The sequence below is a fragment of the Cellulomonas sp. P4_H12 genome, assembly GCF_056400905.1.
Genome location: NZ_JBFUKJ010000005.1, coordinates 40,986 through 66,537, shown reverse-complemented (window position 1 = coordinate 66,537; position 25,552 = coordinate 40,986). Strand labels below are relative to the sequence as shown.

The window sequence follows — 25,552 nt, the reverse complement described above, 5'->3', positions numbered from 1 at the left end:
CCCGTCCCGCTCTGCCGGACGGGGCCGTTGCCGTGTCAGGTGGGAGTGACCCGCCCGTCGCCGCCCGTGGCGAGCGCCTCGTCGGCGGTCACCTGGTCGACGGGCGAGGCGTCGTCGGTCGACCGCGGCCGCCGGGAGGCGGCCGCCGACCCCAGCAGGATCAGGGCCGTCGCGGCGAGGACCGTGATCGTGATCGTCTCGTCGAGCACCAGGGCGCCGAGCGCGACGGCCACGACCGGGTTGAGGTAGGCCACGAGCGTCGATCGCGCGGCCCCGACCTCGACGATCAGGCGGAAGAACAGGACGAAGGCGAGCGCGGTGCACAGGGCGCCGAGCCCGACGAGCGCGAGGACGGCGTCCAGGTCGGGCCAGGGCTGTGGGCCCGTGGCCAGCACGAACGGGGCGTACACCAGCGCCGTGACCGCGAGACAGGTGGCCGTCAGGGGGATGGCCGGGACCTCCCGCAACCAACGGTCCGCGATGATCGGCGCGGTCGCGTAGCCGAGCGCGGCGAGCAGCACCTGCGCCACGGCCCAGGGGTCGCCCCCGGCCGCGCCCGGTCCGAGCAGCAGCGCGACGCCGCCGAGACCGACGAGCAGGCCGGCCCAGCGCACGCCGGCGACGGGCCGGCGGTCGACGAACCGACCGATGACGACGGCGGCGATGGGCACCGTCGCGACGAGCAGCCCGGTGGTCGAGCTGGAGAGCGTCCGCTCGGCGTTGGACAGCAGGATCCACGGCAGGACGATCTCGAGGGTCGCGAACCCGAGCACGGCCGGCCAGTGCCCGCGCAGCGCGCGCAGCCCACCGCCCCGGACGGCGAACGGCAGCAGGAGCAGGGCGCCGAGCGCGGTGCGGACGAAGACGACGGTCGCCGGTGTCACCTCTCCGACCGCGACCTTGATCAGCAGGTAGGGGATGCCCCAGATCACGCCGACCGCGACCAGGAGGAACCAGCCGCGGCGGCTCATGCGACGTCCGGGCGGGGGAGCGACGTCGTCGCCACGAGAACCATGGACCCACCGTAGGACGCCCCACCGACACTCACGGCGACGTGCGGAACGTCGCCCGGTGCTGGCGCGGGCTGGTGCGGAACTCGCGCGCGAAGTGCTGCCGCAGCGCCGCCGACGACCCGAAGCCGGCCTCCGTCGCGACCTGCTCGACGGGCCGGTCGGTGGACTCGAGGAGCACCCGCGCCCGCACCAGGCGCTGCCGGAGCAGCCACCGGGCGGGACTGACGCCCGTCCGGGCGCGGAAGTGGCGGGTGAACGTGCGGCGGGACTGGTGCACGCTGGCCGCCCACGTGTCGAGGTCGAGCGGTTCCCCCAGCCGGGCCGCGGCCCAGCCCATCGCGACCTCCACCGGGTCGGCGGACGGCCCGGCGGCCACCGGCGCCGGGATGTACTGCGCCTGGCTGCCGTCGCGGTGGGGGGCCAGCACCAGCGCGCGGGCGACGTTGGCGGCGAACGCGGCGCCGTGGTCGCTGCGCACCACGTGGAGGCAGCAGTCGAGGGCCGCGGCGACCCCGGCCGAGGTCACCACGTCGCCCAGGTCGCACCACAGCACGTCCGACCGCACGGTCGCCGACGGGTACCGCCGGGCGAGCTCGGGCGCGGCCGACCAGTGGGTCGCCACCTCCCGGCCGTCGACCAGCCCCGCCGCCGCGACGACGAACGACCCCAGGCAGAGCCCGACGACGCGCGCGCCGCGCGCGTGGGCGTCCCGGAGCGCCGCGAGCAGGGTGGCCGACGGCTCACGGTCGGTGTGCCAGCTCGGGATCACCACCGTGTGCGCGCCGGCCAGAGCGTCGAGCCCCCGCGGTACGAGGAGGTCGTAGCCCGCGTCCGTGCGCATCGGTCCCGGTTCCTCCGCGCAGACCGTGACGGCGTAGCGCGGCGTGGGCGCGCTGCGCGACCGGGCGGCGAACACGGTGGACGGCACGGAGAGGTGGAACGGGCTGATCCCCGAGAAGGCGACGACCGCGACCTGGTGCATGGCCCGATCCTAGCGAACGGTGTCCGCCGGGCCACTGGCCCGCTGTCGCCGACCGGACGACGCTGGAGGCATGACGTCGACCCTCACCGCCACCCTCGTCGGAGGACCCACGCTCCGGCTCGCGTACGCCGGGCAGATCTTCCTCACCGACCCGACGTTCGACCCGCCGGGGGACTACCCGGGCACGGGCGCCACGCTGCACAAGCTGGTCGGACCGGCCGTGCCGCTCGAGGCGGTCGGTCCGGTCGACGTCGTGCTGCTGTCGCACGACCAGCACGCCGACAACCTCGACCACGCCGGACGGGACCTGCTGGCCTCGGTGGCCACCGTGCTCTCCACCCCGGACGCCGCGGCCCGCATCGAGGGTGTGCGCGGCCTCGACCCGTGGGAGCGGGTGACGGTCGGGGCGGTCACCGTCACGGCCGTCCCGGCGCGCCACGGGCCCGAGGGGGCCGAGCCGCTCAGCGGTGTGGTCACGGGGTTCGTCCTCGCGGCGGACGGCTGGCCGACCGTGTACGTGTCAGGGGACAACGCCTCGCTCGACGTGGTCGACGCGATCGGACGACGCGTGCCGGGCATCGCGGTCGCCGTGCTGTTCGTCGGCGGCGCGAACGTCGGCCGGTTCGGCGACGAGCCGCTCACCCTCGACGCAGCCCGGGCGAGCGCGGCGGCCGACCTGCTGCCCGGCGCGCGCATCGTGCCGGTGCACCACAGCGACTGGGCGCACTTCGTCGAGCCGCTCGCCGCGGTGGAGGCGCGCTTCGAGTCCGGCGGGCGTCGGGACCGCCTGGTCGTGCTCGAGCGAGGACTCCCGACGGTCCTGTGAGCGCGGCCCGTCAGCCCGGGGTCGCGCCGCGGAACTCGGCCAGGCGCTCGTGCTCGACGCCGACGGCCGCCCTCGTCCGCCGCGACCACGGCACCCACTCGTCGAGCTCGAGGGCGAGCGACCGGCCCTTTGCGCGCGGCCGCCAGGTGCCCACGATCTCGCCGTCGGCGAGCACGGCGCCCGGTCGGCCGATGGTCTGCCAGAGCGCCTTGTGGTGGGCCTTGTCCGGCACCAGCAGCTCGCGCTCGCGTCCCTGGAGGTACAGGTCGTACGGTCCGAGCAGGCGCACGAGCGGCTCGGCGGGCGGGTCCTCGAGGGCGGCGAGGTCACCGTCGAGCACGCCGGCCGCGTGCCCGTCGACGTCCACCTCGACCGCGTCCTCGGGCCAGTGCTCCTTGACGTCCCGCAGGGGTGCGTCGAGGTAGGCCGCCGCCTGCTTGGGCGTCACCGGGCCGAGCAGGCGCAGCAGGGCGCGCAGCACGTCCACCGGCCCGTCGTCGCGGGCCCGCGGGCGGTCCACGACGCCGACCTGTGCGGCGGGCCAGCGGGGTATGCGTCGGAGCACCGGGGGAGACGTGCCGGGCTCGAGCTCGAGGCCGGCGTGCAGGGCGGCCAGGCGGAACGGCATCTCGTACATGTGAGTGGCGCCGCAGGCAGCGCACCAGCGCAGGTAGGGGTCCGGCATCTCCGCGGTCATCCGGGTCGAGACCGCGCCCTTGTCCATCGGGCGGTCGACGACCCTCCGCATGGCGCGCGCGGTCGCCGCGAGCGCGTCGACCACCGGGATGTCGGCCGCGCGCAGCGAGCCGGATGCGTTGAGCACCCGCGACGCGGCATCGGCCTCGGAGTAGGGGCGCAGCGCCTTCTCGACGGCCGGGAGGTCCGCGCGCCGGTACGCGTGCGGCGCGGCGCGGACGGTCCACGCGAGGCCGAGCTCGCGGGGCCACTCGTGCGCGCGGACGGGGACGCCGCGGAGCGCGAGCGCCCACAGCGCGCCGTCGGGCCCGGTGTCCTGCACCCCGAGGTCCAGGATCGCGGCGTCGTCCGGGGAGCGACCCGCCGCGACGGGCCGGTCCAGCTGCTGGGCGTGCAGGCGATACCGGAGCACCTGAGGACGGGTCACCGTGGTCGCACGAGCCATGCCACCACCGTGGCACGGGCCACCCACAGCCGCGGCTCAGGCGCCGAGGATCGCGGGCCCGGCGGCGCGCAGCACCCGCGCGAACCGGTCGTCGGGCCGGCCGGGCAGCAGGCCGTCGAGCTCGAGCTCGACCAGGCCGTGGACCAGCGCCCAGAGGCCGAGCGCCGGCTCCTGCGCCGCGTCGTCGTCGACCCCGAGCACGCGGCCTACCGCGTCGCGCAGCACGCCGAACGTCGCGCTGCCCGTGGCCGCGCCTCGCGTGCCGTCCTGCAGGCCGGCGCCGCGCGTCCCGAACATCACGCGGTAGAAGTGCGGGTCGTCGAGCGCGTGCTGCCGGTACGCCAGGCCCAGTCCGAGCAGGTCGGCCGCGGGGTCGGCGGTCGTCGGGACAGCGGCGAGGCGCTCGGCGAACCGCGCGAAGGCCTCGTCGCCGACGACGCGCACGAGGTCGTCCCGGCTGCCGAACAGTGAGTAGACCGCGGAGGCCGACGTGCCCGCGCGGGCGGCCAGGTCCCGGACGGTCAGCCCGGCCGCGCCGCGCGTGGCGACGAGGCTCGACGCCTCCTCGAGCAGGCGCGTGCGCAGGGCGTCGTCGTGCACGCGGGGACGGGCCATCCGGCGAGTCTAGGGGTTGACGCGGGGTTTGCGAACAGAGTTCTATAACAACGTTCGTAAACGAGGAGGAGCCATGATCGAGCTGTCCGAGGCCGCCCGGGTCACCGCCGGCATCGTCGCGCTGACGGTGGTCGCCATCGAGTCCGGCGGCGCGTTCCTGCTGCGCGTCGCCACCGGCAAGGAGCAGGCGACCGACTTCCAGAAGAGCTTCTACCGCGCGGGGCACGCGCACGCCGGCGTGCTGGTGACCCTCGGGCTCGTCTGCCTGCTGCTGGGGGAGGCCACCACGCTGACCGGGTTCTGGCGCTGGCTGGCGCAGACGGGCGTGCTGCTCGCGGCGATCGCCATGTCGGCGGGCTTCTTCCTGTCCGCCCTGGGACGCGGGCGCGAGCGCCCGAACCGGGCCGTCGCCCTGCTCGGGGTGGGGGCCGTGCTGCTCGCCGCGGGGGTCGTCACCCTGGGCGTGGGCCTGCTGCGGGGGTGAACGCACCGCCGACACGCACCCGGGCACGCCCGACTCCGGGCGGCCCCCGGCTACCTTGAGGACCATGGCGACTCGTACGTCCACCCCTCGCGCCCGCTCCGGTGCGCCGGCGACGTCGCGCGCCTCCGGCAAGGCCCCCGGATCCTCGCGTCCGCAGGGACGCCGACCGGCTCCGCCGCCCCCGCGCCCGGCGCTCCCCGTGCGCATCGTCAAGGGTGTCTTCATGGGCACCGCGCACCTCGTCGGGGGCACCGCGCGGCGCGTGGGTCGCGGCGCGCGGGACCTGGACCCGTCGCACCGCCGGGACGGCCTCGCGTTCACGCTGCTCGGGCTGGCGATCGTCATCGCCGCCCGCGAGTGGTGGGACCTGTCGGGCACCGCGGGCACGGTCGTGCACAACGTCGTCGCGGGCACGTTCGGCAAGGTCGGCGTCGTCGTGCCGCTCGTGCTCCTCGGGCTCGCCGTCCGGCTCATGCGCCACCCGGAACGCGTCGAGGCGAACGGGCGCATCGTCATCGGCCTCGGCGCGATCACGCTGGCCGTGTGCGGGCTCGTCCAGATCGGCGCCGGGCTGCCCGGCACCGACGACTTCGCTGCCCTGCGCGCCGCGGGCGGGATCGTCGGGTTCCTCGTCGGGACGCCGCTCGCCAGCCTGCTCACGGCCGGGGTGGCCGTCGCGCTGCTCATCCTGCTGGCGTTCTTCGGGGTGCTCGTGGTGACCGCGACCCCGGTGCACCAGGTGATCCCGCGGCTGCGCGGCGTCTACGACAAGCTCACCGGCAACCACCGCGAGCCGGCCGAGGCGACCGACGCCGACGACGACGCGCCGCTGGTGATCAACGCGCTGCACACCGCGCTGCCCGAGATCGAGGCGCCGCCGGCCAAGCGCGGGCTCCTCGGGCGTCGGCGCAAGCGTGCCGACGAGGTCGACGAGCCGGAGGACACCCGGCTCGACGGGTACGACGGGGACGAGGCGTTCGCGCGCGCGGCGATCGTCGCGGCGGCCGAGGCCGAGGCGGAGGCCCAGCTGGCGCGCGACGCCGCCCCGGACACGGTCCCGACGACGGTCGTGGCCAAGACGCCGCTGGTCGCGCCAGAGACGACCCCGGTCCCGCGCGGCGAGCAGCCGATGCTCGGCGGCGACGTCCTGTACACGCTCCCCGCCGAGGACGCCCTCGCCAAGGGCGCACCGCACAAGGTGCGCTCGGCCGCCAACGACCGCGTGGTCGAGTCCCTCACCTCCGTGCTCGAGGCGTTCGAGATCGACGCCCAGGTCACGGGCTTCACGCGCGGCCCCACCGTCACGCGGTACGAGGTCGAGCTCGGCCGCTCGGTCAAGGTCGAGCGCGTCACCGCGCTCAGCAAGAACATCGCCTACGCGGTGGCCAGCGCCGACGTCCGGATCCTCTCGCCGATCCCCGGCAAGTCCGCCATCGGCATCGAGATCCCCAACACCGACCGCGAGACCGTGTCGCTGGGCGACGTGCTGCGCTCGAGCGCCGCCAAGCGCACCGAGCACCCGATGGTGATCGGCGTCGGCAAGGACGTCGAGGGCGGCTACGTCACGGCCAACCTCGCCAAGATGCCCCACCTGCTCGTGGCCGGCGCCACCGGCGCGGGCAAGTCGAGCTTCGTCAACTCGATGATCGTCTCGATCCTCATGCGCGCGACGCCCGACGAGGTCCGCATGGTGCTGGTCGACCCCAAGCGCGTCGAGCTGACCATCTACGAGGGCATCCCGCACCTCATCACGCCGATCATCACGAACCCGAAGAAGGCCGCCGAGGCGCTCGAGTGGGTGGTGCGCGAGATGGAGGCGCGCTACGACGACCTGGCGAACTTCGGGTTCAAGCACATCGACGACTTCAACGCCGCGGTCCGCGCGGGCAAGGTCAAGCCGCTGCCGGGCTCCGAGCGCAAGATCGCGACGTACCCGTACCTGCTCGTGATCATCGACGAGCTGGCCGACCTCATGATGGTCGCCCCGCGCGACGTCGAGGCGTCGATCCAGCGCATCACGCAGCTGGCCCGCGCGGCCGGCATCCACCTCGTGCTGGCCACGCAGCGCCCCAGCGTCGACGTCGTCACCGGCCTGATCAAGGCCAACGTGCCGTCCCGCCTCGCGTTCGCGACGAGCAGCCTCACCGACTCCCGCGTCGTGCTCGACCAGCCGGGCGCCGAGAAGCTCATCGGCCAGGGTGACGCGCTGTTCCTGCCGATGGGCGCCGCGAAGCCCATGCGCACGCAGGGCGCGTGGGTGTCCGAGTCGGAGATCCACGCCGTCGTCGAGCACGTGAAGAAGCAGCTCAAGCCCGTCTACCGGCAGGACGTCACCGTCGCCGCGGTGAAGAAGCAGGTGGACGAGGACATCGGCGACGACCTCGACCTGCTCCTGCAGGCCGCGGAGCTCGTGGTGACCACGCAGTTCGGCTCGACGTCGATGCTGCAGCGCAAGCTGCGCGTCGGGTTCGCCAAGGCCGGCCGGCTCATGGACCTGCTGGAGTCCCGCGAGATCGTCGGCCCGTCCGAGGGCTCCAAGGCGCGCGAGGTGCTGGTGCAGCCGGACGACCTGCCCGGCACGCTGGCGATGCTGCGCGGGGCACCGGGCGAGGAGGAGGACCGGTACGCGACGGTGGACGGAGCGCTGCCCGGCGAGCCGCCGGTGGCCACCGACTACTTCGACGGCGCGGAGGAGGACGACGCCGGACGCTGGTCCGGCGGGGGTCGGTGAGCACCGTGACCTCCGGCCCCCTCGGGGTCGTCAGCACGGTGATCGCCGTCGTCGCGGTCGTGGCCCTGGTCGCCGTCCTCATCCTGCTGGCCAAGCAGCGCGCCCAGGTCCGGCGTGCCAACGAGCTGCTCGAGCTCTCGCGCGAGCTGCGACACCGGTACGACGCCCTCCAGGCCGTGACCAAGGAGGGCGTGCTCGTCCAGTCGCTGTCCGGCAAGGTGCTCGACATCTCCGAGCGGGCGGCGGCGATCCTGGGCGTCGACGCGGCGTCGTCGGTCGGCCGCTCCGTAGGCGACCTGCCCGTGGTGCTCGTCAACGAGATGGGCCTGGCCATGAACCCCGCCGCGGTCCTGGGCCACCGCTCCGGCGTGGCGCGTGCGGGGTTCACGGTCGACTCCGAGCTGGTCGGCGTCGCGCTGCCGGGCACCGACACCACCCAGGCGCGCATGGTGCAGGTGGCCAGCCAGCTGGTCCCGGCCGGCGACGGCGACGCGGCCGCGGTGCTCACCACCCTGGTCGACGTCACCGGGCGTCGGGAGGTCGAGGCCGCGCTGACGCGCAGCGAGATGCAGTTCCGGGTCGCGATGGAGAACGCGCCGATCGGCATGGCGCTCGTGGACCTCGAGTGGCGGATCGTCGAGGCCAACGCCGCGTTCGCCGAGCTGCTGGGCACGAGCGTCGGGGCCCTGCGCGGCTACCGCATGGAGGACCTGAGCACGCCCGAGGGCCGGCCCGCGGAGCGGCTCGAGGTCGACCGCCTGCTGGGCGGGGGACAGCACCGGTTCTCCCTCGAGAAGCGCTACCAGCGGGCCGACGGGCACCAGGTCTGGGTCGCGTTGGACGCCGCGCTGGTGCGCACGCCGAGCGGCGCGCCCGACCACTTCGTCGTCCAGGTACGGGACTCCACGGAGTCGCGGCTGCAGGCCGAGATGCTCACGCACCGCGCGATGCACGACCCGCTGACCGGCCTGGCCAACCGCACGCTGCTGCAGGAGGTCCTGCAGTCGGTGCTCGAGCAGCCCGGGGTGGTCGACCGCGTGGCCGTGCTGGCCTGCGACCTCGACGGGTTCAAGGAGATCAACGACCGGTACGGGCACGCCGCGGGCGACGAGGTGCTCGTGCACGTCGCCGGCGTCCTTCGGGCCGCGACCGCCCGCCGAGGGACCGTGGCGCGCCTCGGGGGCGACGAGTTCGTGGTGGTCGTGCAGGACCTCGACGGTCCGCGTGCCGTGTTCGAGGTCGCGGCGGCGATCCACACGGGCCTCCAGGAGCAGGTCCGGGTCGGGCGGCGGCGGCTCACCGTGGCCGCGAGCATCGGGATCGCGCTCGCGGACCCGGACACGATCGAGGGCGGGGCCCCCGGCCTGCTCGCCGCGGCGGACGCGGCGCTGTACCGGGCCAAGGGGTCGGGCCGCAGCCGCACCGAGGTCTACGAGCCGTCGATGACCATGGGTTCGGCCTCCGACCTGCACCGCGAGCTCACCGCGGCGATCGCGCAGGACCAGCTGGTGGTGCACTACCAGCCCATCGTCGACCTCTCGGACTCCCGGGTGGTCGGGTACGAGGCCCTCGTGCGCTGGGAGCACCCCACGCGCGGCCTCCTGCTGCCCGCGTCGTTCCTCTCGCTCATCCAGGAGACGGGCATGTCGGTGGCGCTCGGCCAGCTGGTGGCCACCCGCGTCGTGGAGTTCGTCGCGTCGATCCACGACCGCACCCGGTGGGTCTCGGTCAACGTCTCGGCCGACCAGCTGGGCGACGGCGAGTTCGCGACGACCCTGCTCTCCGAGATCTCGCGGCACCGCCTGACCGCGGGGCGGATCGTCGTCGAGCTCACCGAGTCCTCCCTCGTGGCGTCCGGTACCCGGATCCGCCACGAGCTCACGCAGCTGTCCGCCGCGGGCGTGCCGATCCTGCTGGACGACTTCGGCACCGGGGTCTCGCCGCTGTCCTACCTGCGCGACCTGCCGGTCGCCGGCGTCAAGCTCGACATGTCGTTCACGTCCGGCATCCCGGAGGACCCGACCGCGGGCAAGGTCGCGCGTGCCCTCGGCGCGCTCGCCCGCGAGCTCGCCATGGTCACCATCGCCGAGGGGATCGAGCACGAGGAGCAGGCCGAGTACCTGCACCGCAACGGCTGGCGGTACGGGCAGGGCTGGCTCTACGGCAGCGCGCAGCCCGGCGACATCAGCCGCTGACGCGCTCGGCGACCACGGGCGCCGGTCCGGTGGGCGTCAGGGGAGCGGTCCGCTGCCGCGCGTCGGTCCCGGCCGCCGCGACCACGCGGGCGGTGCGGTCGGCCACCTGCACGGCCGTGAGCGTGCCCGTCCCGCCGGGGATGTCGACGAGGGCATGCACCTGGTGGCCGCCGAGCCGGTCGACGGTGACCGGGGTCCACTCGACGCCCGTCACGCGAGCGGGTCCGGCCGCGCGGCCCTCGGCCGGGAAGGCGCCGGTGCTCTCGACGTGCGCGGTCAGCAGCAGCCCGGAGTCGGTGTTCTCCACGCAGCAGCCGCCGTCCTGGTTCGACACGTAGTTGCCGAGGCCGTAGGCCACCCACATGCCCTCGCCGCGCGGCCCGCCGGACAGCTGGACCACCGGCTGCGGGACGTGCGCGTGGTGCCCGATGACCAGGTCGACCACGCCGGAGTCGGCCAGCGCCTGGTCGACCGCGACCTGCTCGTCCGTGGGCTCCGTGCGGTACTCGACGCAGCAGTGGATGCTCGCGACCACCAGGTCGGCGCCGGCCGCCCGCGCAGCCGTGGCCTGCGCCACCAGGGCGGGGACGTCGATGAGGTTGACCGACCACGGCTTGTCCGCGTCGACGGGCATGCCGTTGGTGCCGTACGCCGCGGCGATGTGCGCCACGGTGATCGATTGTCCCGCGCGCTCGAGCGTGTACAGCTGCGGCTGCGACTGCTCCACCGCGCTGCGGGCGGTCCCGACGTGGCCCAGCCCGGCGGCGTCGAGCGCGTCGAGCGTCGCGCTGACGCCCGCGAAGCCGCGGTCGACGGAGTGGTTCGACGCGGTCGAGCAGCCGTCCCAGCCCTGGGCCTTCAGCGACGAGGCGATCTGCGCGGGCGATCCGAACAGCGGGTAGCCGCTCGGCGGCGTCCCGTCGGGCGCCACGGGCACCTCGAGGTGGCACAGCGCCAGGTCCGCACCGCGGACCCAGGGGTCCATCGGCGAGAGGACCGACGCGAAGTCGTAGCCTCCGCCGGGCAGCCGGGCGTCCGCGAGCACCGGAAGGTGCGGCAGCACGTCCCCGGCCGCGACGATCGAGAACTCCGCGTCGGGGTCCGCCTCCGGGGTCGGCGTCGGCGTCGGACCGGCCGTCGACGGCGCCGGATCGGATGCCGACGTCGGAGCCACGACCGGCTGGTCCCACGGGCGTGCCGCGGCGACGGCGGCGGCGCCGAGACTCGCCACGACGAGCACCAGGATCGCGAGGCCGACAGCGACGGGCTGCCGTCGTCCGGCGCGGGAGTGGCGGGTCACGGCCGGACTGTAGTGGGTGGACGGGCCACCTCCCGCACCGCTCTAGGCTGTTCGGGTGTCCGACGCCGTCCCCGCTGAGCCCGCAGAGACCTTCCGGCCGTCCGCCTGGAACCTGGCCAACGCGGTCACGGTGCTCCGGATCGCGATGGTGCCGTTCTTCGCCTGGGCGCTCCTGGTCGACGGCGGGCACAGCACGACCGGCCGCCTCGTCGCGACCGCGCTGTTCGCCGTGGCCGCGGCGACCGACCGCCTCGATGGCTGGCTGGCCCGCCGCTCGGGTCAGGTCACCAACCTCGGCAAGCTGCTGGACCCCATCGCCGACAAGGTGCTGATCGGCACGGCACTGGTCCTCCTGTCGTGGCTCGGGGACCTCTCGTGGTGGGTGACGGCCATCATCCTGGTGCGCGAGCTCGGCATCACGGCCATGCGGTTCTTCCTGCTCCGCTACGTCGTGCTGCCCGCCTCGCGCGGCGGCAAGCTCAAGACCGTGCTGCAGTCCGTCGCCATCGGCCTCTACCTGCTGCCGCTGGACCAGCTGCCCACGATCGTCACCGTGGTCGCGGCGATCATGATGGCCGCCGCGCTCGTCGTGACCGTGGTCACCGGCCTCGACTACGCGCGGACCGGCCTGCGGATCAGCCGCACCGCGAGCCGCCCGCCCGCCGCCGGGCTGTGACGTGTCCCGCGCCCCCGAGCTGCTCGAAGCCGTCGGTGCCCGCGGCTGGACCCTCGCCGTCGCCGAGTCGCTGACCGGCGGCCTCGTCAGCGCCACGCTCGTCGACGTGCCCGGCGCGTCCGCGGTCCTCCGGGGTGCGGTCGTCGCCTACAGCACCGACCTCAAGGCCACGCTGCTCGGCGTGGACCCGGTGCTGCTCGAGCAGCGCGGAGCCGTCGACCCCGACGTCGCGCGGGCCATGGCGATCGGCGTGCGCGCCCGGCTGGGCGCCGACGTCGGCCTGGCGACCACGGGCGTCGCGGGGCCCGACCCGCAGGACGGGCACCCGCCCGGCACGGTGCACGTCGCCGTCTCGACGCCCGACGGGACGCACGTCCGGTCCCTCCGGCTGACCGGCGACCGGGCGGCCGTGCGGGCACAGAGCGCGGACGCCGTCCTGGCGCTGGGTGTGGAGATCTTGGGCTGATCGGGGTGAATCTGGCCCGTCCGGTGGGGCTACGGGCGTGCGAGCGGGAACACTTGTGGACGACGGATCGTTGTGACGACCGTGATGAGCACTCGACCCCCGGCACGACGACTGCCTTCGCGTGTCGGCGGTGCAAGGTACGGTGGAATCCTCCCGGGCAAGGGACAGCAGGGTTCTTCAATTGTTCGGACTCCGGTTCCCGGAGTGGATGTGGCACGTGACGCGAGAGGGGGAGCCCGGATGGTTGTACTCCGTCGAGAGATCGGCGATGTGCTGCGGGACGCGCGACAGCGCCAGGGGCGCACCCTGCGCGAGGTGTCGTCGGCGGCCCGCGTCTCGCTCGGCTACCTGAGCGAGGTGGAGCGGGGTCAGAAGGAAGCGTCGTCGGAGCTGCTCAACAGCATCTGCGAGGCGCTGGACGTCCCGATGTCGCTCGTCCTGCGTGAGGTGAGCGACCGCGTGGCAGTAGCCGAGGGTCTGCTGATCCCCGACACGGTGCCCGCAGACCTCGCGGCGTCGGTGGCCAATGGCACCGACTCCGGGTGGGCGCGGTCGCGGTCGGAGCTCGCCGCCATCGGCTGATCGGGTGGCTCCGGCCATCCTTCGATGATCGGGCGGACCTGTTCGCCCGATCGGTGGGTCGCTCGTGAGCGCCCACGACGACGGGCAGCGATGCCCGGTCGTCCCTCTGCACGGTCCGTGGACGATGTCCGCGGACCGTTGCTCGTTCCGGCCCTGTGCGCGGCGGCGGTCGCGCGTCGGCGTTGCGCTAGTCGCGAGGCGCCTGGCAGCGCGGGCAGTAGAAGATCGGCCGCTCCATCGGCGGCTTGCGTGCCTGGCGCACCTCGATCCTGGTCCCGCACCGGTGGCACGGCTGGCGCAGGCGCCCGTGGACGTGCCCGGGCGGCCGCCCCTCGGCGACCGAGCGCTGGAGCTGCCGGCGGGCGACGGCGAGCAGCCGCGACGGGTCCGGGATGGCGTCGGCCGGCATCCACGGCCACAGGCGCTCGGCGAACAACGACTCCGCAGCGAAGATCGTGCCGATCCCGGCGACGACGGTCTGGTCGAGCAGCACCTCCGCCACCGGCGTGGCACCGCGGGCCGACCAGCGCCGTAACGCCTCGTCGGCGTCGACCGTCTCCCCGAGCAGGTCCGGGCCGAGGTGGCCGATCAGGGTGCGCTCGTCGCGCGTGCGGACCACGTCGAGCATGCCCAGGTGATGGCCGACCGCGGTCCACTCCTCGGTGGCCAGCACCGCGCGCACCTGCGGTGAGCGCGCGGCCGCCTCGCGGGTCCCGGTTCGCCAGATGCGCCAGTAGCCCTCCATGCGCAGGTGGGTGTGGAGCGTCCGGCCGTCGTCGAAGCGGGTCAGCAGGTGCTTGCCGTAGGAGCGGGTCTCCAGCACCGTCGTGCCGACCAGGTCCACCGTGGCCGCGGACGGCCAGCGCAGGTCCGAGCGGGTCACGACCCGGCCGGTGAGGGCGAGCTGGAACCGGTCGGCGGTCCGCCGCAGGACGTCCCCCTCAGGCACGCGGGCTCGCCGTCACGGGCGGTCCCGCAGGCGCAGGCCGCGGGGGGTGGTCGCGAATCCCGCGTCGACCAGCGCACGCCCGAGGGTGCCGTGCAGCGCGCCGGAGAGGACCTCGACGCCGTCGATGCGGACGATCGTCAGCCGCCCCGCGCGACGCGTGCGCACGGTCGACGCGAGCCCGTCGGCGGCCGCCGCCAGCACCGGCGCGTCGGACGTGAACGACAGGACCGTGCGCCCGCCCCGCTCGAGGTAGAGCACCAGCGCCCCGTCGACCAGCACCACCAGGGCGCCACCCTTGCGGCCCGGGCGGTGGCGGCCGGCCGCGGGGTCGTTCTCCGTCGGGCCGGGCGCCGGCCACGGCAGGGACGCGCCGTAGGGGTTGGCGGGATCGGTCGCGGCGAGCACGACCACCTGCGGGTCGTGCGCGCCCTGCTCGTCGGCCGCCTGGTCGACCACCTGGGCGTCCACGCGCAGCCGGTCGACCGCCCCCGGCAGCGCGAACTGCGAGCCGCCCAGCCGCTCGACGAAGTAGCCGCGGCGCACCTGGCCGCCCTGCTCCAGCGCGGAGAGCACCTTGTAGACGTCGCCGAACCGGGCGCCGATGCCCTCGGCGGGCGCGACCGCCCGGGTGAGGATCCCGTGCCGGTCGAGGAGCTGGGCGGCGAGCGCGTGGGCGCGCAGCGTCGGGTCGGGCTCGCGTGCGGGGAGCAGCGACCAGCGCCCGCCGCTCGCCGCGCCGAACACGCCGAGCGCCGACGACCGCGTGCCGGGGTCACCGGCCAGCTGGACGGCGGCGCGCAGCCCGAGCCGCGGGCGCAGCGGACGCCCGCGCGGGGCCGCTGCGCGCGTCTTGTGCGCGGTGCTCCCGGTGCCCAGCCAGGCGCGCAGCGGCGCGAGGCCGTCGTTGGTCACGTGACCGGTCCACACCAGGTCCCACACGGCTTCGGCGACCGCAGCCTGGCTCGGCGAGGCCTCGTCGGGGCGCAGCTGGCGGACGCGCTCGGCCAGCGCGCCGAGGAACCAGGCGCCGCCGCCGGCCAGTGCCTCGAGGATCACGGCGTGCAGCGGCTCCTCCGGCACGGCGAGGGCCGGCGGCAGGGTGAGGTCGGCGACGGCCGCCGGGTGCAGGGAGATGAGCCCGTCGTGCCCGGCGAGGGACCCGTGGCCCGCCCAGACCACCTCGCCCGCGGCGGTCAGCTCGTCCAGCATCGCGGGGGAGTAGTCGGCCACGCGCGCAGGCAGCACGTGCGTCTCGAGGGCCGACGCCGGCAGCACCGCCCCGGCCAGCTGCTCCACCACCCGGGCGACCCCGTCGACGCCCCGCAGCGACCCGGTCGCCGAGCTGCGCCCGGACCGACCGACGGGCTGCACGCCCTGCCAGCGGGGCAGGAACACCCCGAGCGCCTGGGGCGCGACCGGTTCGACCTCGGCGCGCAGCGCGGCCAGCGACCGCCGCCGCAGGGTGCGCAGCACGTCGGCGTCGCAGAACTCGTCGCCCGTGCCGCCCAGCACGTCGGGGCGCAGCCGCCCCTGGACCAGCACCCCGAGCCGCTCCAGCCGGCGCAGGGTCTCGGTGACCACCGCGACGCCCCAGCCGAACCGGGCCGCGGCCTGCGCGGCGGTGAACGGGCCGTGGGTGCGGGCGTGCCGGCGCAGCAGGTCACCGACGGGGTCGGGCACGATCTCCGTGAACACCTCGGGCACGCCGACCGGGAGGGCGACCCCGAGCGCGTCACGCAGTCGGCCGGCGTCCTCCACGGCCGCCCACTGGTCGGCCCGCTCCGGGCTCACGGCGCCGAGCCGCACGCGGATCAGCCGCCGCGCGCCCTCGAGCTCCGCCAGCCACCCCGGCACCTGGTCCCGGACCTCGGGCCTGGTGCGCTCGCCGAGCTCGTCGACGGTGAGCGGACCGTGGCGCCGGACCGCGTCCGCGAGCTGCTCGAGCGTGCCGGCCTGCCGCTCCGGCGCCCGACCGCTGAGCTCGGCCTCGGTGCGCAGGACCGCCTCGGGGTCCAGCAGGTCGGCCAGCTGCGACTCGCCGCCCTGGCCCAGCAGCTCGGCCAGCAGCGTCGGATCGAGGGTCAGGGCGGCCGCGCGGCGCTCGGCCAGCGGCGCGTCGCCGTCGTAGAGGAACTGCGCGGTGTACCCGAACAGCAGCGACTGGGCGAACGGCGACGGCTGGGTCGTCGTGACCTCGACGACGCGGATCCGGCGCGCCGCCACGTCGCGCATCAGCGTGATCAGCGCGTCGGTGTCGAAGTCGTCCTGCAGGCACTCGCGGACGGCCTCGAGCAGGATCGGGAAGTCCGGGTACTCGGCCGCCACGGACAGCAGCTGGGCCGACCGCTGGCGCTGCTGCCAGAGCGGCTGCCGGCGGTCCGGGCGGCGGCGCGGCAGCAGGAGCGCGCGGCTGGCCGCCTCGCGGAAGCGCGCGCCGAACATCGCCGACGAGCCGAGCTCGGTCTTCACGGCGTCGAGGACCTCGTCGGGCTCGAGGAACAACGACGCGAGGTCGATCGCCGGGCCGGTCGACTCGGCCCACGGGTCGTCGACCCCGAGGCCACCCTCGTAGCCGGGGTCGAGCATGTCGGGCAGCCGCAGCACGATGCCGTCGTTCGAGTGCATGGCCGCCGCGTCCACGCCATACCGCTCGCGCAGCCGGGCTCCGATGACGATCGCCCACGGGGCGTGCACGCGCGCCCCGTACGGGGAGTGCAGGACCACCCGCCAGTCGCCGAGCTCGTCGCGGAACCGCTCGACCACCAGGACGGTGTCCGACGGCACCTCGCCGGTCGCCTCGCGCTGCTCGCCCAGGTACGTCAGCAGGTTGTCGGCCGCCCAGGGGTCCAGGCCGGCGCCCTCGACCCGTGCCCGCGCGTCGTCCGGGGACAGCGCGCCCAGCTCCCGCACCCAGGCGCCCATCGCCTTCCCGAGCTCGGCCGGGCGGCCGGGCGCGTCGCCCTTCCAGAACGGCAGCCGCCCCGGCACGCCGGGCGCGGGAGTGACCAGGACGCGGTCCGGCGTGATGTCGTCGATGCGCCAGGTGCTCGACCCCAGCGTGAACATGTCGCCCACCCGCGACTCGTAGACCATCTCCTCGTCGAGCTCGCCCACCCGCTTGCCGCCCCTGACTGCACCACCGGCCCGCTCGGCGTCGACGGGGACGTCGGTCGTGGTCGCGCTGCTGGCCAGGAACACCCCGAACATGCCTCGGTCGGGGATGGTGCCGCCGCTCGTCACGGCCAGGCGCAGCGCGCCCGGCCGCCCGCTGAGCACGTCGCGCACCCGGTCCCAGACCAGCCGCGGCCGCAGCTCGGCGAACTCCTCGCTGGGGTAGCGGCCCGCGAGCATGTCGAGCACCGCGCGCAGCGTGGCGTCGCCCAGCCCCGAGAACGGCGAGGCGCGGCGCAGGACGGTCGAGAGCTCCTCGAGCGACCAGTCCTCGACCGCGACCATCGCGACGATCTGCTGCGCCAGGACGTCGAGCGGGTTGCGCGGCACCCGCAGCGCCTCCAGCGCCCCGTCCCGCATGCGCTGCGCGGTGACCGCCGCGGGCACCAGCTCGCCGCGGAAGGTCGGGAACACGATGCCGCGGGACACCGCGCCCACCTGGTGGCCGGCACGGCCGACGCGCTGGAGCCCGCTGGCGACCGACGGCGGCGAGCCGACCTGGACCACCAGGTCGATCGCCCCCATGTCGATGCCGAGCTCGAGCGAGCTGGTCGCGACCACCGCGGGCAGCTGGCCGGCCTTGAGCTCCGACTCCGTGCGGGTCCGCTCCGCGCGGCTCATCGAGCCGTGGTGCGCCCTCGCCAGGATGGTCGCGGCGTCGCGGGTGTCGACGCCCACGGCCGTGCCGGACTGCGCGGGGACCTGCGCCGCGCGGAACGTGGCGGGATCGGGCACGTCGACGCCCGACCGCTCGGCCCACACCTCGTTCATCCGCGCGGTCAGCCGCTCCGCCCCACGACGGGAGTTGGTGAACACGAGCGTCGACCGGTGCGCGGCGACCAGGTCGACCACCCGCTCCTCGACGTGCGGCCAGATGGAGGGGCGCGGCAGCTCGCCCGCCGCGGCGCCCGACAGGTCGAGATCGGCGTCCGCCGGTGAGGCGCTGCGCAGGTCGGACAGGTCCGGCACGGGCACGACGACGTCGACCACGATCTTCTTGGTCGACGGCGGCTGCACGACGACCACGGACCGCCCCCGGTCCTCGGGCGTCCGCGCGCCGCCCAGGAACTCGGCGACCGCGTCGACCGGGCGGACGGTGGCCGACAGGCCGATCCGCTGCGCCGGCCCGGGACCGGCCGGGTGGTCGAGGAGGGCGTCGAGCCGCTCGAGCGACAGCGCGAGGTGCGCGCCGCGCTTGGTCCCGGCGACCGCGTGGATCTCATCGACGATCACCGTGCGGACGCCCGCGAGCCCGGCCCGGGCGCCCGACGTCAGCACGAGGTACAGCGACTCGGGCGTGGTGATGAGGATGTCCGGCGGCTTCGTCGCGAAGGCCCGGCGCTCGCTGGGCGGCGTGTCCCCGGTGCGGATGCCGACCGTCACGTCGGGCAGGCTCATGCCGAGCCGGGTCGCGGCCTGCCGGATGCCGACCAGCGGCGAGCGCAGGTTCCGCTCGACGTCGGTGGCCAGCGCCTTCAGCGGCGAGACGTAGACGACCCGGCAGCGCTCGACCGGGTCCTGCGGGGCCTCGCCGGTGAGCAAGCCGTCGAGCGCCCAGAGGAAGGCCGCGAGGGTCTTGCCCGAACCGGTGGGAGCGACGACGAGGGCGTGGTCGCCGCCCGCGACGGCCGACCAGGCCCCCAGCTGAGCAGTCGTGGGCTCGAGGAACGCACCCGTGAACCACGCACGGGTCGGGTCGGAGAAGCGGTCGAGCACCACCCGGCCATTCTGTCGGCCACCACCGACACCGCGCGCCCCGGCGGGGTGGCAGTGTGTCCCCGTGAGGCTACGAGAGTTCTGGCAGCTGGTGGACGAGGTGCTGGGCAGCGCGCACGGGCGCGAGCTCACGCGCGAGCTGGTGCTGCGGGGGCTCGACCAGCGGACCGCGATCCAGGCGCTGGACGACAACGTCGAGCCCCGCACGGTCTGGCACGCGCTCTGCGACGAGCTCGAGATCCCCGACGACGCGCGCTGGGGGGCCGACGCCCGCCGGCCGGCCCCGCCGCGGGCCTAGGAGCAACGCCCCCATGACCTCTCCCACCGGCGTCCGCACGCCGACCTGGATGCCCACCCTGCGCGACATCGGGGAGGCGGTGCTGACGCTCGCCACGACCACGCTGGGTCTGGCGGTGGCGGTCTGGATCATCGACGGCGTCCGCACCGACACCCCGTGGGCGGTCGTCCTGGCCGCCGTCGTCGTGGCGGTGGGCGACCTGCTGCTGCGGGCGCCGCTGCGGTTCCTGGCCCGCCGGGGCAGCGCGGCGCTCGCGCTCGGGCTCGGGCTGCTCGCCCAGCTGGCGGTGCTGTGGGTCGCCCTCGGCGTGGTGCCCGGCATCGCGGCGGACAACCTGTGGTCGGTCCTCGGTGTCCTGGTGCTCACGGCGGTCGTCATGGCCGTCGGGCGGTGGGTGATCGGCGCGAGCAACAGCGACTACGTCGTCTCCGACCTCGTGCGGCGGGCGCGGCGGCAGGCCCGCCGCGAGGGCGTCCGCGCACCGGTCGCCGGCGAGCCGCGGCCGGCCGGGATGCTGGTCGTCCAGCTGGACGGCGTGGCGGCGCCGGTGCTGCGGGAGGCCATCGAGGCCGGGCTCGCGCCCAACGTCCAGCGCTGGATGAGCACCGGCKGCCACACCCTCGAGGACTGGTGGGCCCGGATCCCCTCGACCACGCCCGCGAGCCAGGCCGGCCTGCTGCACGGCGACTCCTCCCAGATCCCCGCGTTCCGCTGGTGGGACCGGGACCTCGGTCGGCTCGTCGTCACCAACCACCCCGAGGACGCGGCCCTGGTGGAGCAGCGGCTCACCACGGGCAAGGGGCTGCTCGCGGGCGGCGGGACGGCGGTCTCGACCATGTTCTCCGGCGACGCCGCGACGGCGTTCGTGGTGATGAGCCGGTCGCGCACCAAGGGTCCCGACGGCGGTCTCGGGCCCGGTCCCGCGTACGTGCGGTTCTTCGCGAGCCCGTTCGTGCTGGCTCGTGCGGTGAGCCTGTCGGTCGGCGAGATGCTCAAGGAGCTGTACCAGGCCCACCGCCAGCGGGTGCGCGAGGTCGAGCCCCGCATCTCGCGCGCCGGCTGGTACGTGGTGCTGCGCGGGATCACGAACGTCCTGCTGCGGGACCTGAACACCTCGCTCGTGGCCGAGGCGTTGCTGCGCGGTGCGCCGACCATCTACGTCGACCTCGTCGACTACGACGAGATCGCGCACCACGCCGGGCCCACCCGGCCGGAGTCGCTGCGCTCGCTGGAGGGCCTGGACCGGGTGCTCGGCACCCTGGAGCGGGTGGTGGCCGTCGCGCCGCGCGACTACGAGATCGTGGTGCTCTCCGACCACGGCCAGGCGCTGGGGGCGACGTACGAGCAGCTCGGGGGCGAGACGCTGCTCGACACGGTGCGGGCGCTCATGGCGGAGCCGGCCGCGGACGGCGTCGAGAGCAGCACCGGCGAGGACTGGGGCCTGCTCAACGCCCTCGTCAACAGCGCCCTCAACCTCTCGCACGGCTCGACCGTGCTCGGCCCCGACCAGGGTCGACCCAAGAAGCCCGCCGACGCCGACGACCTGCCCGACGTGGTCACCGTCGGGTCGGGGAACCTGGGCCTCGTCTGGTTCCCGCAGGTCCCGCACCGGCTGACGCTCGAGGAGCTCCAGGAGCGCTGGCCCGGGCTCGTGACGGGCCTCGCCGCGCGGCCCGGCGTGGGCGTCGTCGTGGTCGACACGCTCGAGCGCGGCCTGGTGGCCATCGGTCCCCGGGGCCTCGTGCTCCTCGAGCAGCCCGGCGCCGAGCCGGAGGGCGAGGACCCGCTCGCTCCCTACGGTCCCCGCGGGCACGCGGACCTCCTGCGCGCCGCCCGGCTCGCGCACACCGGGGACCTGCTGCTGATCTCGACCGTCACGAACCGCGGGCACGTGCACGCCTTCGAGGGGCAGGTCGGCTCGCACGGCRGCATMGGGGGCGCCCAGAACCACGCGTTCCTGCTGCACCCCACCCGGTGGGCCCTGTCCGACGAGCTCCGGGAGCCCGTGGGCGACCGCGAGCTGCTCGTGGGCGCCGAGGCTGTGCACGAGCAGCTGATCCGGTGGGCGGACGCCGCGGGCCTGCGACCGTGACCCTGCAGGTCCGCTGGCTCGGCCACGCCAGCACGGTCCTCGACCTGGACGGCGTGCGACTGCTCACCGACCCGTTGCTGCTGCGGCACGCCGGGCTCCTGCGCCGCCGGGGGGCCGCGCCGCGCCAGGTGGACTGGCAGGGACCCGCCGCCGTGCTGCTCTCGCACCTGCACCACGACCACGCCGAGATCGGCTCGCTGCGGCTCCTCGACGGCGTCCCCGTGCTCAGCGCGCCCGCGAACGCGCGCTGGTTGCGCGGGAAGGGGATCCCCGACGCGGTCGGCCTCACGGACACCGAGTGGTGGACCGTCCCGGGCTCCGACGTGCGGGTGCGCCTCGTCCCGGCGATCCACGTCCACCGCCCGATGCCGCACCGGCCCAACGCGACCCACGGGTTCGTCGTGGCGAGCGACTCAGTGCGCGTCTGGTTCGCGGGGGACACCGCCCCGTTCGCGGCGATGGCGGACATCCCGGCGCTGGCGGGCGGCCCGATCGACCTCGCCCTGGTGCCCGTCGGCGGCTGGGGTCCGCGCCTGTCGGGCGGTCACATGGACGCCGTCCAGGCCGCGCGCGCCTGCGCGACGGTGGGCGCGCGGGTCGCCGTCCCGGTGCACTGGGGCACCCTGCACGCGCCGGTGTCCCGACGCCTGCCGCCGGGGTGGATGGACCGCTCCGGCCCGGCGTTCGCCGCGGCGGCGGCGCGCGTGGCACCCGGTGTCCAGGTCCACGTGGTGGTGCCGGGGGAGCAGGTCGAGGTGCCTGAGACCCGCTGAGACACGCTGACGGCGTGTCGCGTGCATCGAACATCTGTTCGGCTAGGGTGGGTTCTGCGAGAGAGCGACCGAGCCTCCCACAGCCCCCTCCGGCGTCTGCCGGATCCCCGGGCTGGGGGTGTCCCGGTCGGGATGTCGGTGGTCGGACATAGCGTCACTCGCGACGAGACCAGCCCCCGTACCGCAGCACCGCTGCTCGAGACAGACGAGGTCGGACATGCCCGCACCCCAGGATCGTGCCAAGGCCCTCGAGGCCGCACTCAGCCAGATCGACCGCCAGTTCGGCAAGGGATCGATCATGCGCCTCGGCGACGACGGGCGCGCCCCGGTCGAGGTCATCCCCACCGGCTCCATCGCCCTGGACGTCGCGCTCGGCATCGGCGGGCTGCCCCGCGGCCGCGTCGTGGAGATCTACGGCCCCGAGTCCTCCGGAAAGACGACGGTCGCGCTGCACGCCGTGGCCAACGCGCAGCGGGCCGGCGGCATCGCGGCGTTCATCGACGCGGAGCACGCGCTGGACCCCGAGTACGCCAAGAAGCTGGGCGTCGACACCGACGCCCTGCTCGTCTCGCAGCCGGACACCGGTGAGCAGGCGCTCGAGATCATGGACATGCTGATCCGCTCCGGCGCCATCGACATCGTCGTCATCGACTCGGTGGCCGCGCTCGTGCCCAAGGCGGAGATCGAGGGCGAGATGGGCGACAGCCACGTCGGCCTCCAGGCGCGGCTCATGTCGCAGGCGCTGCGCAAGATCACCGGTGCGCTCAACCAGTCCGGCACCACGGCCATCTTCATCAACCAGCTGCGCGAGAAGATCGGCGTGTTCTTCGGCTCGCCCGAGACGACCACGGGTGGCAAGGCGCTCAAGTTCTACGCCTCGGTCCGCCTGGACATCCGCCGCATCGAGACCCTCAAGGAGGGCACGGAGGCGGTCGGCAACCGGACGCGCGTGAAGGTCGTGAAGAACAAGATGGCGCCGCCCTTCAAGCAGGCGGAGTTCGACATCCTCTACGGCGTCGGCATCTCCCGCGAGGGCAGCCTCATCGACATGGGCGTGGAGCACGGCTTCGTGCGCAAGTCCGGCGCCTGGTACACGTACGAGGGCGACCAGCTGGGGCAGGGCAAGGAGAACGCCCGCTCGTTCCTCAAGGACAACCCCGACCTGGCCAACGAGCTCGACAAGAAGATCAAGGAGAAGCTCGGCATCGGCGCACGCGTCGACGCGCCGGCCGAGGCCTCTCCGGTAGTCGACTTCTGAGCGGTCCCATGACCGGGAGGACCCGACGTCGGGGGCGGGACGGCAGCGAGCCGCCCCCGACGGGCTCGGCGGCCCAGGACGTCGAGCCGGACCAGGAGTCGGTGGCGCGCGCGATCGCGCTCCGGCTCCTGACGTCCTCGGCGCGCAGCCGGTCCCAGCTCGCCGAGGCGATGGCGCGCAAGGACGTGCCGGACGACGTCGCGCAGCGCGTGCTCGACAGGTTCACCGAGGTCGGGCTCATCGACGACGCCGAGTACGCGCGGATGGTCGTGCGGACCCGGCACGCGGAGCGCGGCCTGTCCCGCCGGGCCATCGCCGTCGAGCTGCGACGGCGGGGGATCGACGACGAGCTGGCGGGCGAGGCCCTCGAGCAGCTCGACTCCGACGACGAGGAGATCGCCGCGCGCGAGCTGGTGCGGCGCAAGCTCAGATCCACGTCCGGGCTCGACGCGCAGACGCGCGCACGGCGGACGTTCGCGGCGCTGGGCCGCAAGGGATACCCGCCCGGGCTGGTGTCGCGTCTGGTCCGCGAGGAGCTCGCGGCCGTGGGCGTGGCGGGCTCGGACGACGTCGTCGCGGGACCCGACCTCGGCCTCTGACCCCGGATGGGCCGGGTTTCCCCCGGTTCGACCGGGGTGGCGATGGCCAGGGCAAGGGGTCGCCGTGAGGGAGAATGAGCCGGACCGCGCACCGGCTACGTTGCGGGTCCCGCACGGACGGACCAGGAGGACGACGTGGACGCAGGCGCCATCGCCACCATCGTGGGGCTGCTCGGCGCCTGTCTCGTCGCCCTCGTCCTCGTCCTCGTCGCCCGCCGCGAGGCCGGTGTCCAGCGCACCCGGGCCGAGCACGACGTCGCCTCGATCAAGGACGAGGCACGCGCGATGCTCGCGGACGTCGAGCGTCGCGAGCGACGGCTGACCGAGCGTGAGCAGCTGGTCGCGGCCGACCGCTCCGAGCTCGACGAGCTCGAGCGGCGCACCCGTGCCGACGCCGACGCGGCTGCCGAGGCCCGCCGCGCGAGCGCGCGGATCGTCGAGGAGGCCGAGCGCGGGGCGGCGCAGCGTGCGGCCGAGGCCGAGCGGGCTGCGCGGACCGAGCTCGAGGCGGCCAGCGGCCTGACGGCGGACGACGCGCGTGCCGAGCTCACGCGCCGGATCGTGGAGGACGCGCAGAACGACGCGGCCGCCCAGGTGCGCCGCGCGGAGGCGCAGGCGCGCCGCACCGCGGAGGCTCGGGCCCGCCGGATCGTCACGACGGCCGTGCAGCGGCTGGCGGTCCCTACCAGCTCGCAGTCCGCGCTCACCGTCCTGGCGCTGCCGTCGGACGAGATGAAGGGCCGGATCATCGGCAAGGAGGGCCGCAACATCCGGTCCTTCGAGGCGCTGACCGGCGTGAACGTCCTCATCGACGACCAGCCCGACGCCGTGGTGCTGTCGTGCTTCGACACGGAGCGCCGCGAGGTCGCGCAGGTCGCGCTCGAGGCGCTCATGGCCGACGGTCGCATCCACCCGCAGCGGATCGAGCAGGCATACGCCGAGGCGCTGGCGGGAGCGGAGGAGCGCACGGACGCGGCCGGCCACGACGCCGCCGAGCGTGCCGGGGTCCGCGGGCTGCACCCGACCCTCGTCCGGACCCTGGGTCGGCTGCGGCTCCGGACGTCGTACGGGCAGAACGTGCTCGAGCACCTGGTCGAGTCGGCCGTCCTCGCCGGCGCCCTCGCCGCCGAGGTGGGCGCTGACGTCGAGGTCAGCCGGCGCGGGGCGCTCCTGCACGACCTCGGCAAGGCCCTCACCGCCGAGGTCCCGGGCACGCACGCGCTGGTCGGCGCCGACCTGGCGCGTCGGCACGGCGAGTCGGAGGCCGTGGTGAACGCGATCGCGGCGCACCACGACGAGGTCCCGCCGGAGACGGTCGAGGCCGTGCTCGTGCAGGTCGCGGACGCCATCTCGGCCGCCCGTCCCGGCGCGCGCCGCGAGGAGCTCGACCAGTACGTCGAGCGCATCGACAAGCTCGAGCAGCTCGTGGCCGCGCACGCCGGCGTGCGGCGCGCGCTCGCCATGTCCGCCGGCCGCGAGGTCCGCGTGGTCGTCGAGCCGTCCGAGGTCGACGACTACGCCCTGCCGCAGCTCGCGGTGGCCATCGCCCGGCACATCGAGGCCGACCTGGCGTACCCGGGCGAGATCAAGGTGACCGTGGTTCGCGAGATGCGCGCGAGCGCCACGGCGGGCTGACCAGCGCCCGTCCCGCGAGGGACCGTCGGCGCGCCGTCAGATGGACTGCC

The 25,552-nt window shown here is 74.9% G+C and carries 20 protein-coding genes; 13 read left to right on the top strand and 7 right to left on the bottom strand.

The genetic code is table 11. The annotated features are described in order from the left end of the window. Positions 1–35 precede the first annotated feature (35 nt). Positions 36–971 carry a DMT family transporter gene (locus tag AC1DQC_RS04420; protein ID WP_477050005.1) on the bottom strand — a complete coding sequence of 312 codons (936 nt, stop codon included), beginning with the start codon at positions 969–971 and terminating at the stop codon, positions 36–38. 73 nt (positions 972–1,044) lie between these two features. After that, complete coding sequence (locus tag AC1DQC_RS04415; protein ID WP_477050004.1) at positions 1,045–1,995, bottom strand: GlxA family transcriptional regulator; 951 nt, start codon at positions 1,993–1,995, stop codon at positions 1,045–1,047. 70 nt (positions 1,996–2,065) lie between these two features. Here AC1DQC_RS04415 and AC1DQC_RS04410 point away from each other — a divergent pair, with 70 nt between their 5' ends. Continuing rightward, positions 2,066–2,821: an MBL fold metallo-hydrolase gene (locus AC1DQC_RS04410; RefSeq protein WP_477050003.1), complete on the top strand. Its 756-nt coding sequence runs from the start codon at positions 2,066–2,068 to the stop codon at positions 2,819–2,821. Between the two features lie 10 nt (positions 2,822–2,831). Here AC1DQC_RS04410 and AC1DQC_RS04405 read toward each other — a convergent pair whose 3' ends face one another. Both AC1DQC_RS04405 and AC1DQC_RS04400 read right to left on the bottom strand, forming a co-directional pair. Further along, on the bottom strand, positions 2,832–3,962 hold the full coding sequence (locus AC1DQC_RS04405) for a winged helix DNA-binding domain-containing protein (protein WP_477050002.1): 1,131 nt from the start codon (positions 3,960–3,962) through the stop codon (positions 2,832–2,834). 36 nt (positions 3,963–3,998) lie between these two features. Further along, positions 3,999–4,577 (bottom strand): TetR/AcrR family transcriptional regulator, encoded by a 579-nt coding sequence (locus tag AC1DQC_RS04400; protein WP_477050001.1) that lies wholly within the window; start codon positions 4,575–4,577, stop codon positions 3,999–4,001. Positions 4,578–4,650: 73 nt separating this feature from the next. Here AC1DQC_RS04400 and AC1DQC_RS04395 point away from each other — a divergent pair, with 73 nt between their 5' ends. The 3 genes from AC1DQC_RS04395 to AC1DQC_RS04385 all read left to right on the top strand — a co-directional run bounded on the left by AC1DQC_RS04395 (position 4,651) and on the right by AC1DQC_RS04385 (position 9,987). Continuing rightward, positions 4,651–5,061: a hypothetical protein gene (locus AC1DQC_RS04395; protein WP_477050000.1), complete on the top strand. Its 411-nt coding sequence runs from the start codon at positions 4,651–4,653 to the stop codon at positions 5,059–5,061. 223 nt (positions 5,062–5,284) lie between these two features. Further along, the gene (locus tag AC1DQC_RS04390) at positions 5,285–7,792 is read left to right on the top strand and encodes an FtsK/SpoIIIE family DNA translocase (RefSeq protein ID WP_477049999.1); all 2,508 of its coding nucleotides are present in this window, start codon (positions 5,285–5,287) and stop codon (positions 7,790–7,792) included. Between the two features lie 5 nt (positions 7,793–7,797). After that, entirely contained in the window at positions 7,798–9,987 is a 2,190-nt protein-coding gene (locus AC1DQC_RS04385; RefSeq protein WP_477049998.1) for a putative bifunctional diguanylate cyclase/phosphodiesterase, read from the top strand. Here the strand turns inward: AC1DQC_RS04385 and AC1DQC_RS04380 are convergent. Next, complete coding sequence (locus AC1DQC_RS04380; RefSeq protein ID WP_477049997.1) at positions 9,977–11,287, bottom strand: CapA family protein; 1,311 nt, start codon at positions 11,285–11,287, stop codon at positions 9,977–9,979. The genes AC1DQC_RS04385 and AC1DQC_RS04380 overlap by 11 nt on opposite strands. Positions 11,288–11,342: 55 nt before the next feature. On the opposite strand from AC1DQC_RS04380, the gene pgsA reads away from it, so the two are divergent. The 3 genes from pgsA (at position 11,343) to AC1DQC_RS04365 (ending at position 13,011) form a co-directional block, all read left to right on the top strand. Beyond that, a complete protein-coding gene (pgsA, locus tag AC1DQC_RS04375; RefSeq protein ID WP_477049996.1) occupies positions 11,343–11,963 on the top strand; it encodes a CDP-diacylglycerol--glycerol-3-phosphate 3-phosphatidyltransferase in 621 nt (206 codons plus the stop codon). Between the two features lies 1 nt (position 11,964). Further along, the gene (locus tag AC1DQC_RS04370) at positions 11,965–12,429 is read left to right on the top strand and encodes a CinA family protein (RefSeq protein ID WP_477049995.1); all 465 of its coding nucleotides are present in this window, start codon (positions 11,965–11,967) and stop codon (positions 12,427–12,429) included. Between the two features lie 240 nt (positions 12,430–12,669). Beyond that, complete coding sequence (locus tag AC1DQC_RS04365) at positions 12,670–13,011, top strand: helix-turn-helix domain-containing protein (RefSeq protein ID WP_477049994.1); 342 nt, start codon at positions 12,670–12,672, stop codon at positions 13,009–13,011. A gap of 187 nt (positions 13,012–13,198) precedes the next feature. On the opposite strand, the gene AC1DQC_RS04360 is transcribed toward AC1DQC_RS04365, so the two are convergent. Further along, on the bottom strand, positions 13,199–13,960 hold the full coding sequence (locus AC1DQC_RS04360; protein ID WP_477049993.1) for a DNA-formamidopyrimidine glycosylase family protein: 762 nt from the start codon (positions 13,958–13,960) through the stop codon (positions 13,199–13,201). A gap of 12 nt (positions 13,961–13,972) precedes the next feature. After that, positions 13,973–18,850 (bottom strand): ATP-dependent helicase, encoded by a 4,878-nt coding sequence (locus AC1DQC_RS04355; protein WP_477049992.1) that lies wholly within the window; start codon positions 18,848–18,850, stop codon positions 13,973–13,975. A 61-nt stretch (positions 18,851–18,911) separates the two neighbouring features. On the opposite strand from AC1DQC_RS04355, the gene AC1DQC_RS04350 reads away from it, so the two are divergent. From AC1DQC_RS04350 to rny, 6 genes are all read left to right on the top strand, one after another. Next, the gene (locus tag AC1DQC_RS04350) at positions 18,912–19,145 is read left to right on the top strand and encodes a DUF3046 domain-containing protein (RefSeq protein ID WP_477049991.1); all 234 of its coding nucleotides are present in this window, start codon (positions 18,912–18,914) and stop codon (positions 19,143–19,145) included. Between the two features lie 13 nt (positions 19,146–19,158). Beyond that, positions 19,159–21,237 carry an alkaline phosphatase family protein gene (locus tag AC1DQC_RS04345; RefSeq protein WP_477049990.1) on the top strand — a complete coding sequence of 693 codons (2,079 nt, stop codon included), beginning with the start codon at positions 19,159–19,161 and terminating at the stop codon, positions 21,235–21,237. Beyond that, a complete protein-coding gene (locus AC1DQC_RS04340) occupies positions 21,234–22,010 on the top strand; it encodes an MBL fold metallo-hydrolase (RefSeq protein WP_477049989.1) in 777 nt (258 codons plus the stop codon). Before AC1DQC_RS04345 ends, AC1DQC_RS04340 begins: the two co-directional genes overlap by 4 nt. A gap of 217 nt (positions 22,011–22,227) precedes the next feature. Then, positions 22,228–23,268, top strand: coding sequence for a recombinase RecA (gene recA, locus AC1DQC_RS04335; protein ID WP_477049988.1), 1,041 nt, complete (start codon positions 22,228–22,230; stop codon positions 23,266–23,268). Between the two features lie 8 nt (positions 23,269–23,276). Continuing rightward, positions 23,277–23,867 (top strand): regulatory protein RecX, encoded by a 591-nt coding sequence (locus AC1DQC_RS04330; protein WP_477049987.1) that lies wholly within the window; start codon positions 23,277–23,279, stop codon positions 23,865–23,867. A 135-nt stretch (positions 23,868–24,002) separates the two neighbouring features. Then, positions 24,003–25,502 (top strand): ribonuclease Y, encoded by a 1,500-nt coding sequence (rny, locus tag AC1DQC_RS04325; RefSeq protein WP_477049986.1) that lies wholly within the window; start codon positions 24,003–24,005, stop codon positions 25,500–25,502. Positions 25,503–25,552: the final 50 nt, after the last annotated feature.

What these genes read in the sequence shown, in the direction of transcription:
- AC1DQC_RS04420 (WP_477050005.1), bottom strand. Translation starts at nt 971, where the DNA reads ATGAGCCGCCGCGGCTGGTTCCTCCTGGTCGCGGTCGGCGTGATCTGG.
- AC1DQC_RS04415 (WP_477050004.1), bottom strand. Translation starts at nt 1,995, where the DNA reads ATGCACCAGGTCGCGGTCGTCGCCTTCTCGGGGATCAGCCCGTTCCAC.
- AC1DQC_RS04410 (WP_477050003.1), top strand. Translation starts at nt 2,066, where the DNA reads ATGACGTCGACCCTCACCGCCACCCTCGTCGGAGGACCCACGCTCCGG.
- AC1DQC_RS04405 (WP_477050002.1), bottom strand. Translation starts at nt 3,962, where the DNA reads ATGGCTCGTGCGACCACGGTGACCCGTCCTCAGGTGCTCCGGTATCGC.
- AC1DQC_RS04400 (WP_477050001.1), bottom strand. Translation starts at nt 4,577, where the DNA reads ATGGCCCGTCCCCGCGTGCACGACGACGCCCTGCGCACGCGCCTGCTC.
- AC1DQC_RS04395 (WP_477050000.1), top strand. Translation starts at nt 4,651, where the DNA reads ATGATCGAGCTGTCCGAGGCCGCCCGGGTCACCGCCGGCATCGTCGCG.
- AC1DQC_RS04390 (WP_477049999.1), top strand. Translation starts at nt 5,285, where the DNA reads ATGGGCACCGCGCACCTCGTCGGGGGCACCGCGCGGCGCGTGGGTCGC.
- AC1DQC_RS04365 (WP_477049994.1), top strand. Translation starts at nt 12,670, where the DNA reads ATGGTTGTACTCCGTCGAGAGATCGGCGATGTGCTGCGGGACGCGCGA.
- recA (WP_477049988.1), top strand. Translation starts at nt 22,228, where the DNA reads ATGCCCGCACCCCAGGATCGTGCCAAGGCCCTCGAGGCCGCACTCAGC.
- AC1DQC_RS04330 (WP_477049987.1), top strand. Translation starts at nt 23,277, where the DNA reads ATGACCGGGAGGACCCGACGTCGGGGGCGGGACGGCAGCGAGCCGCCC.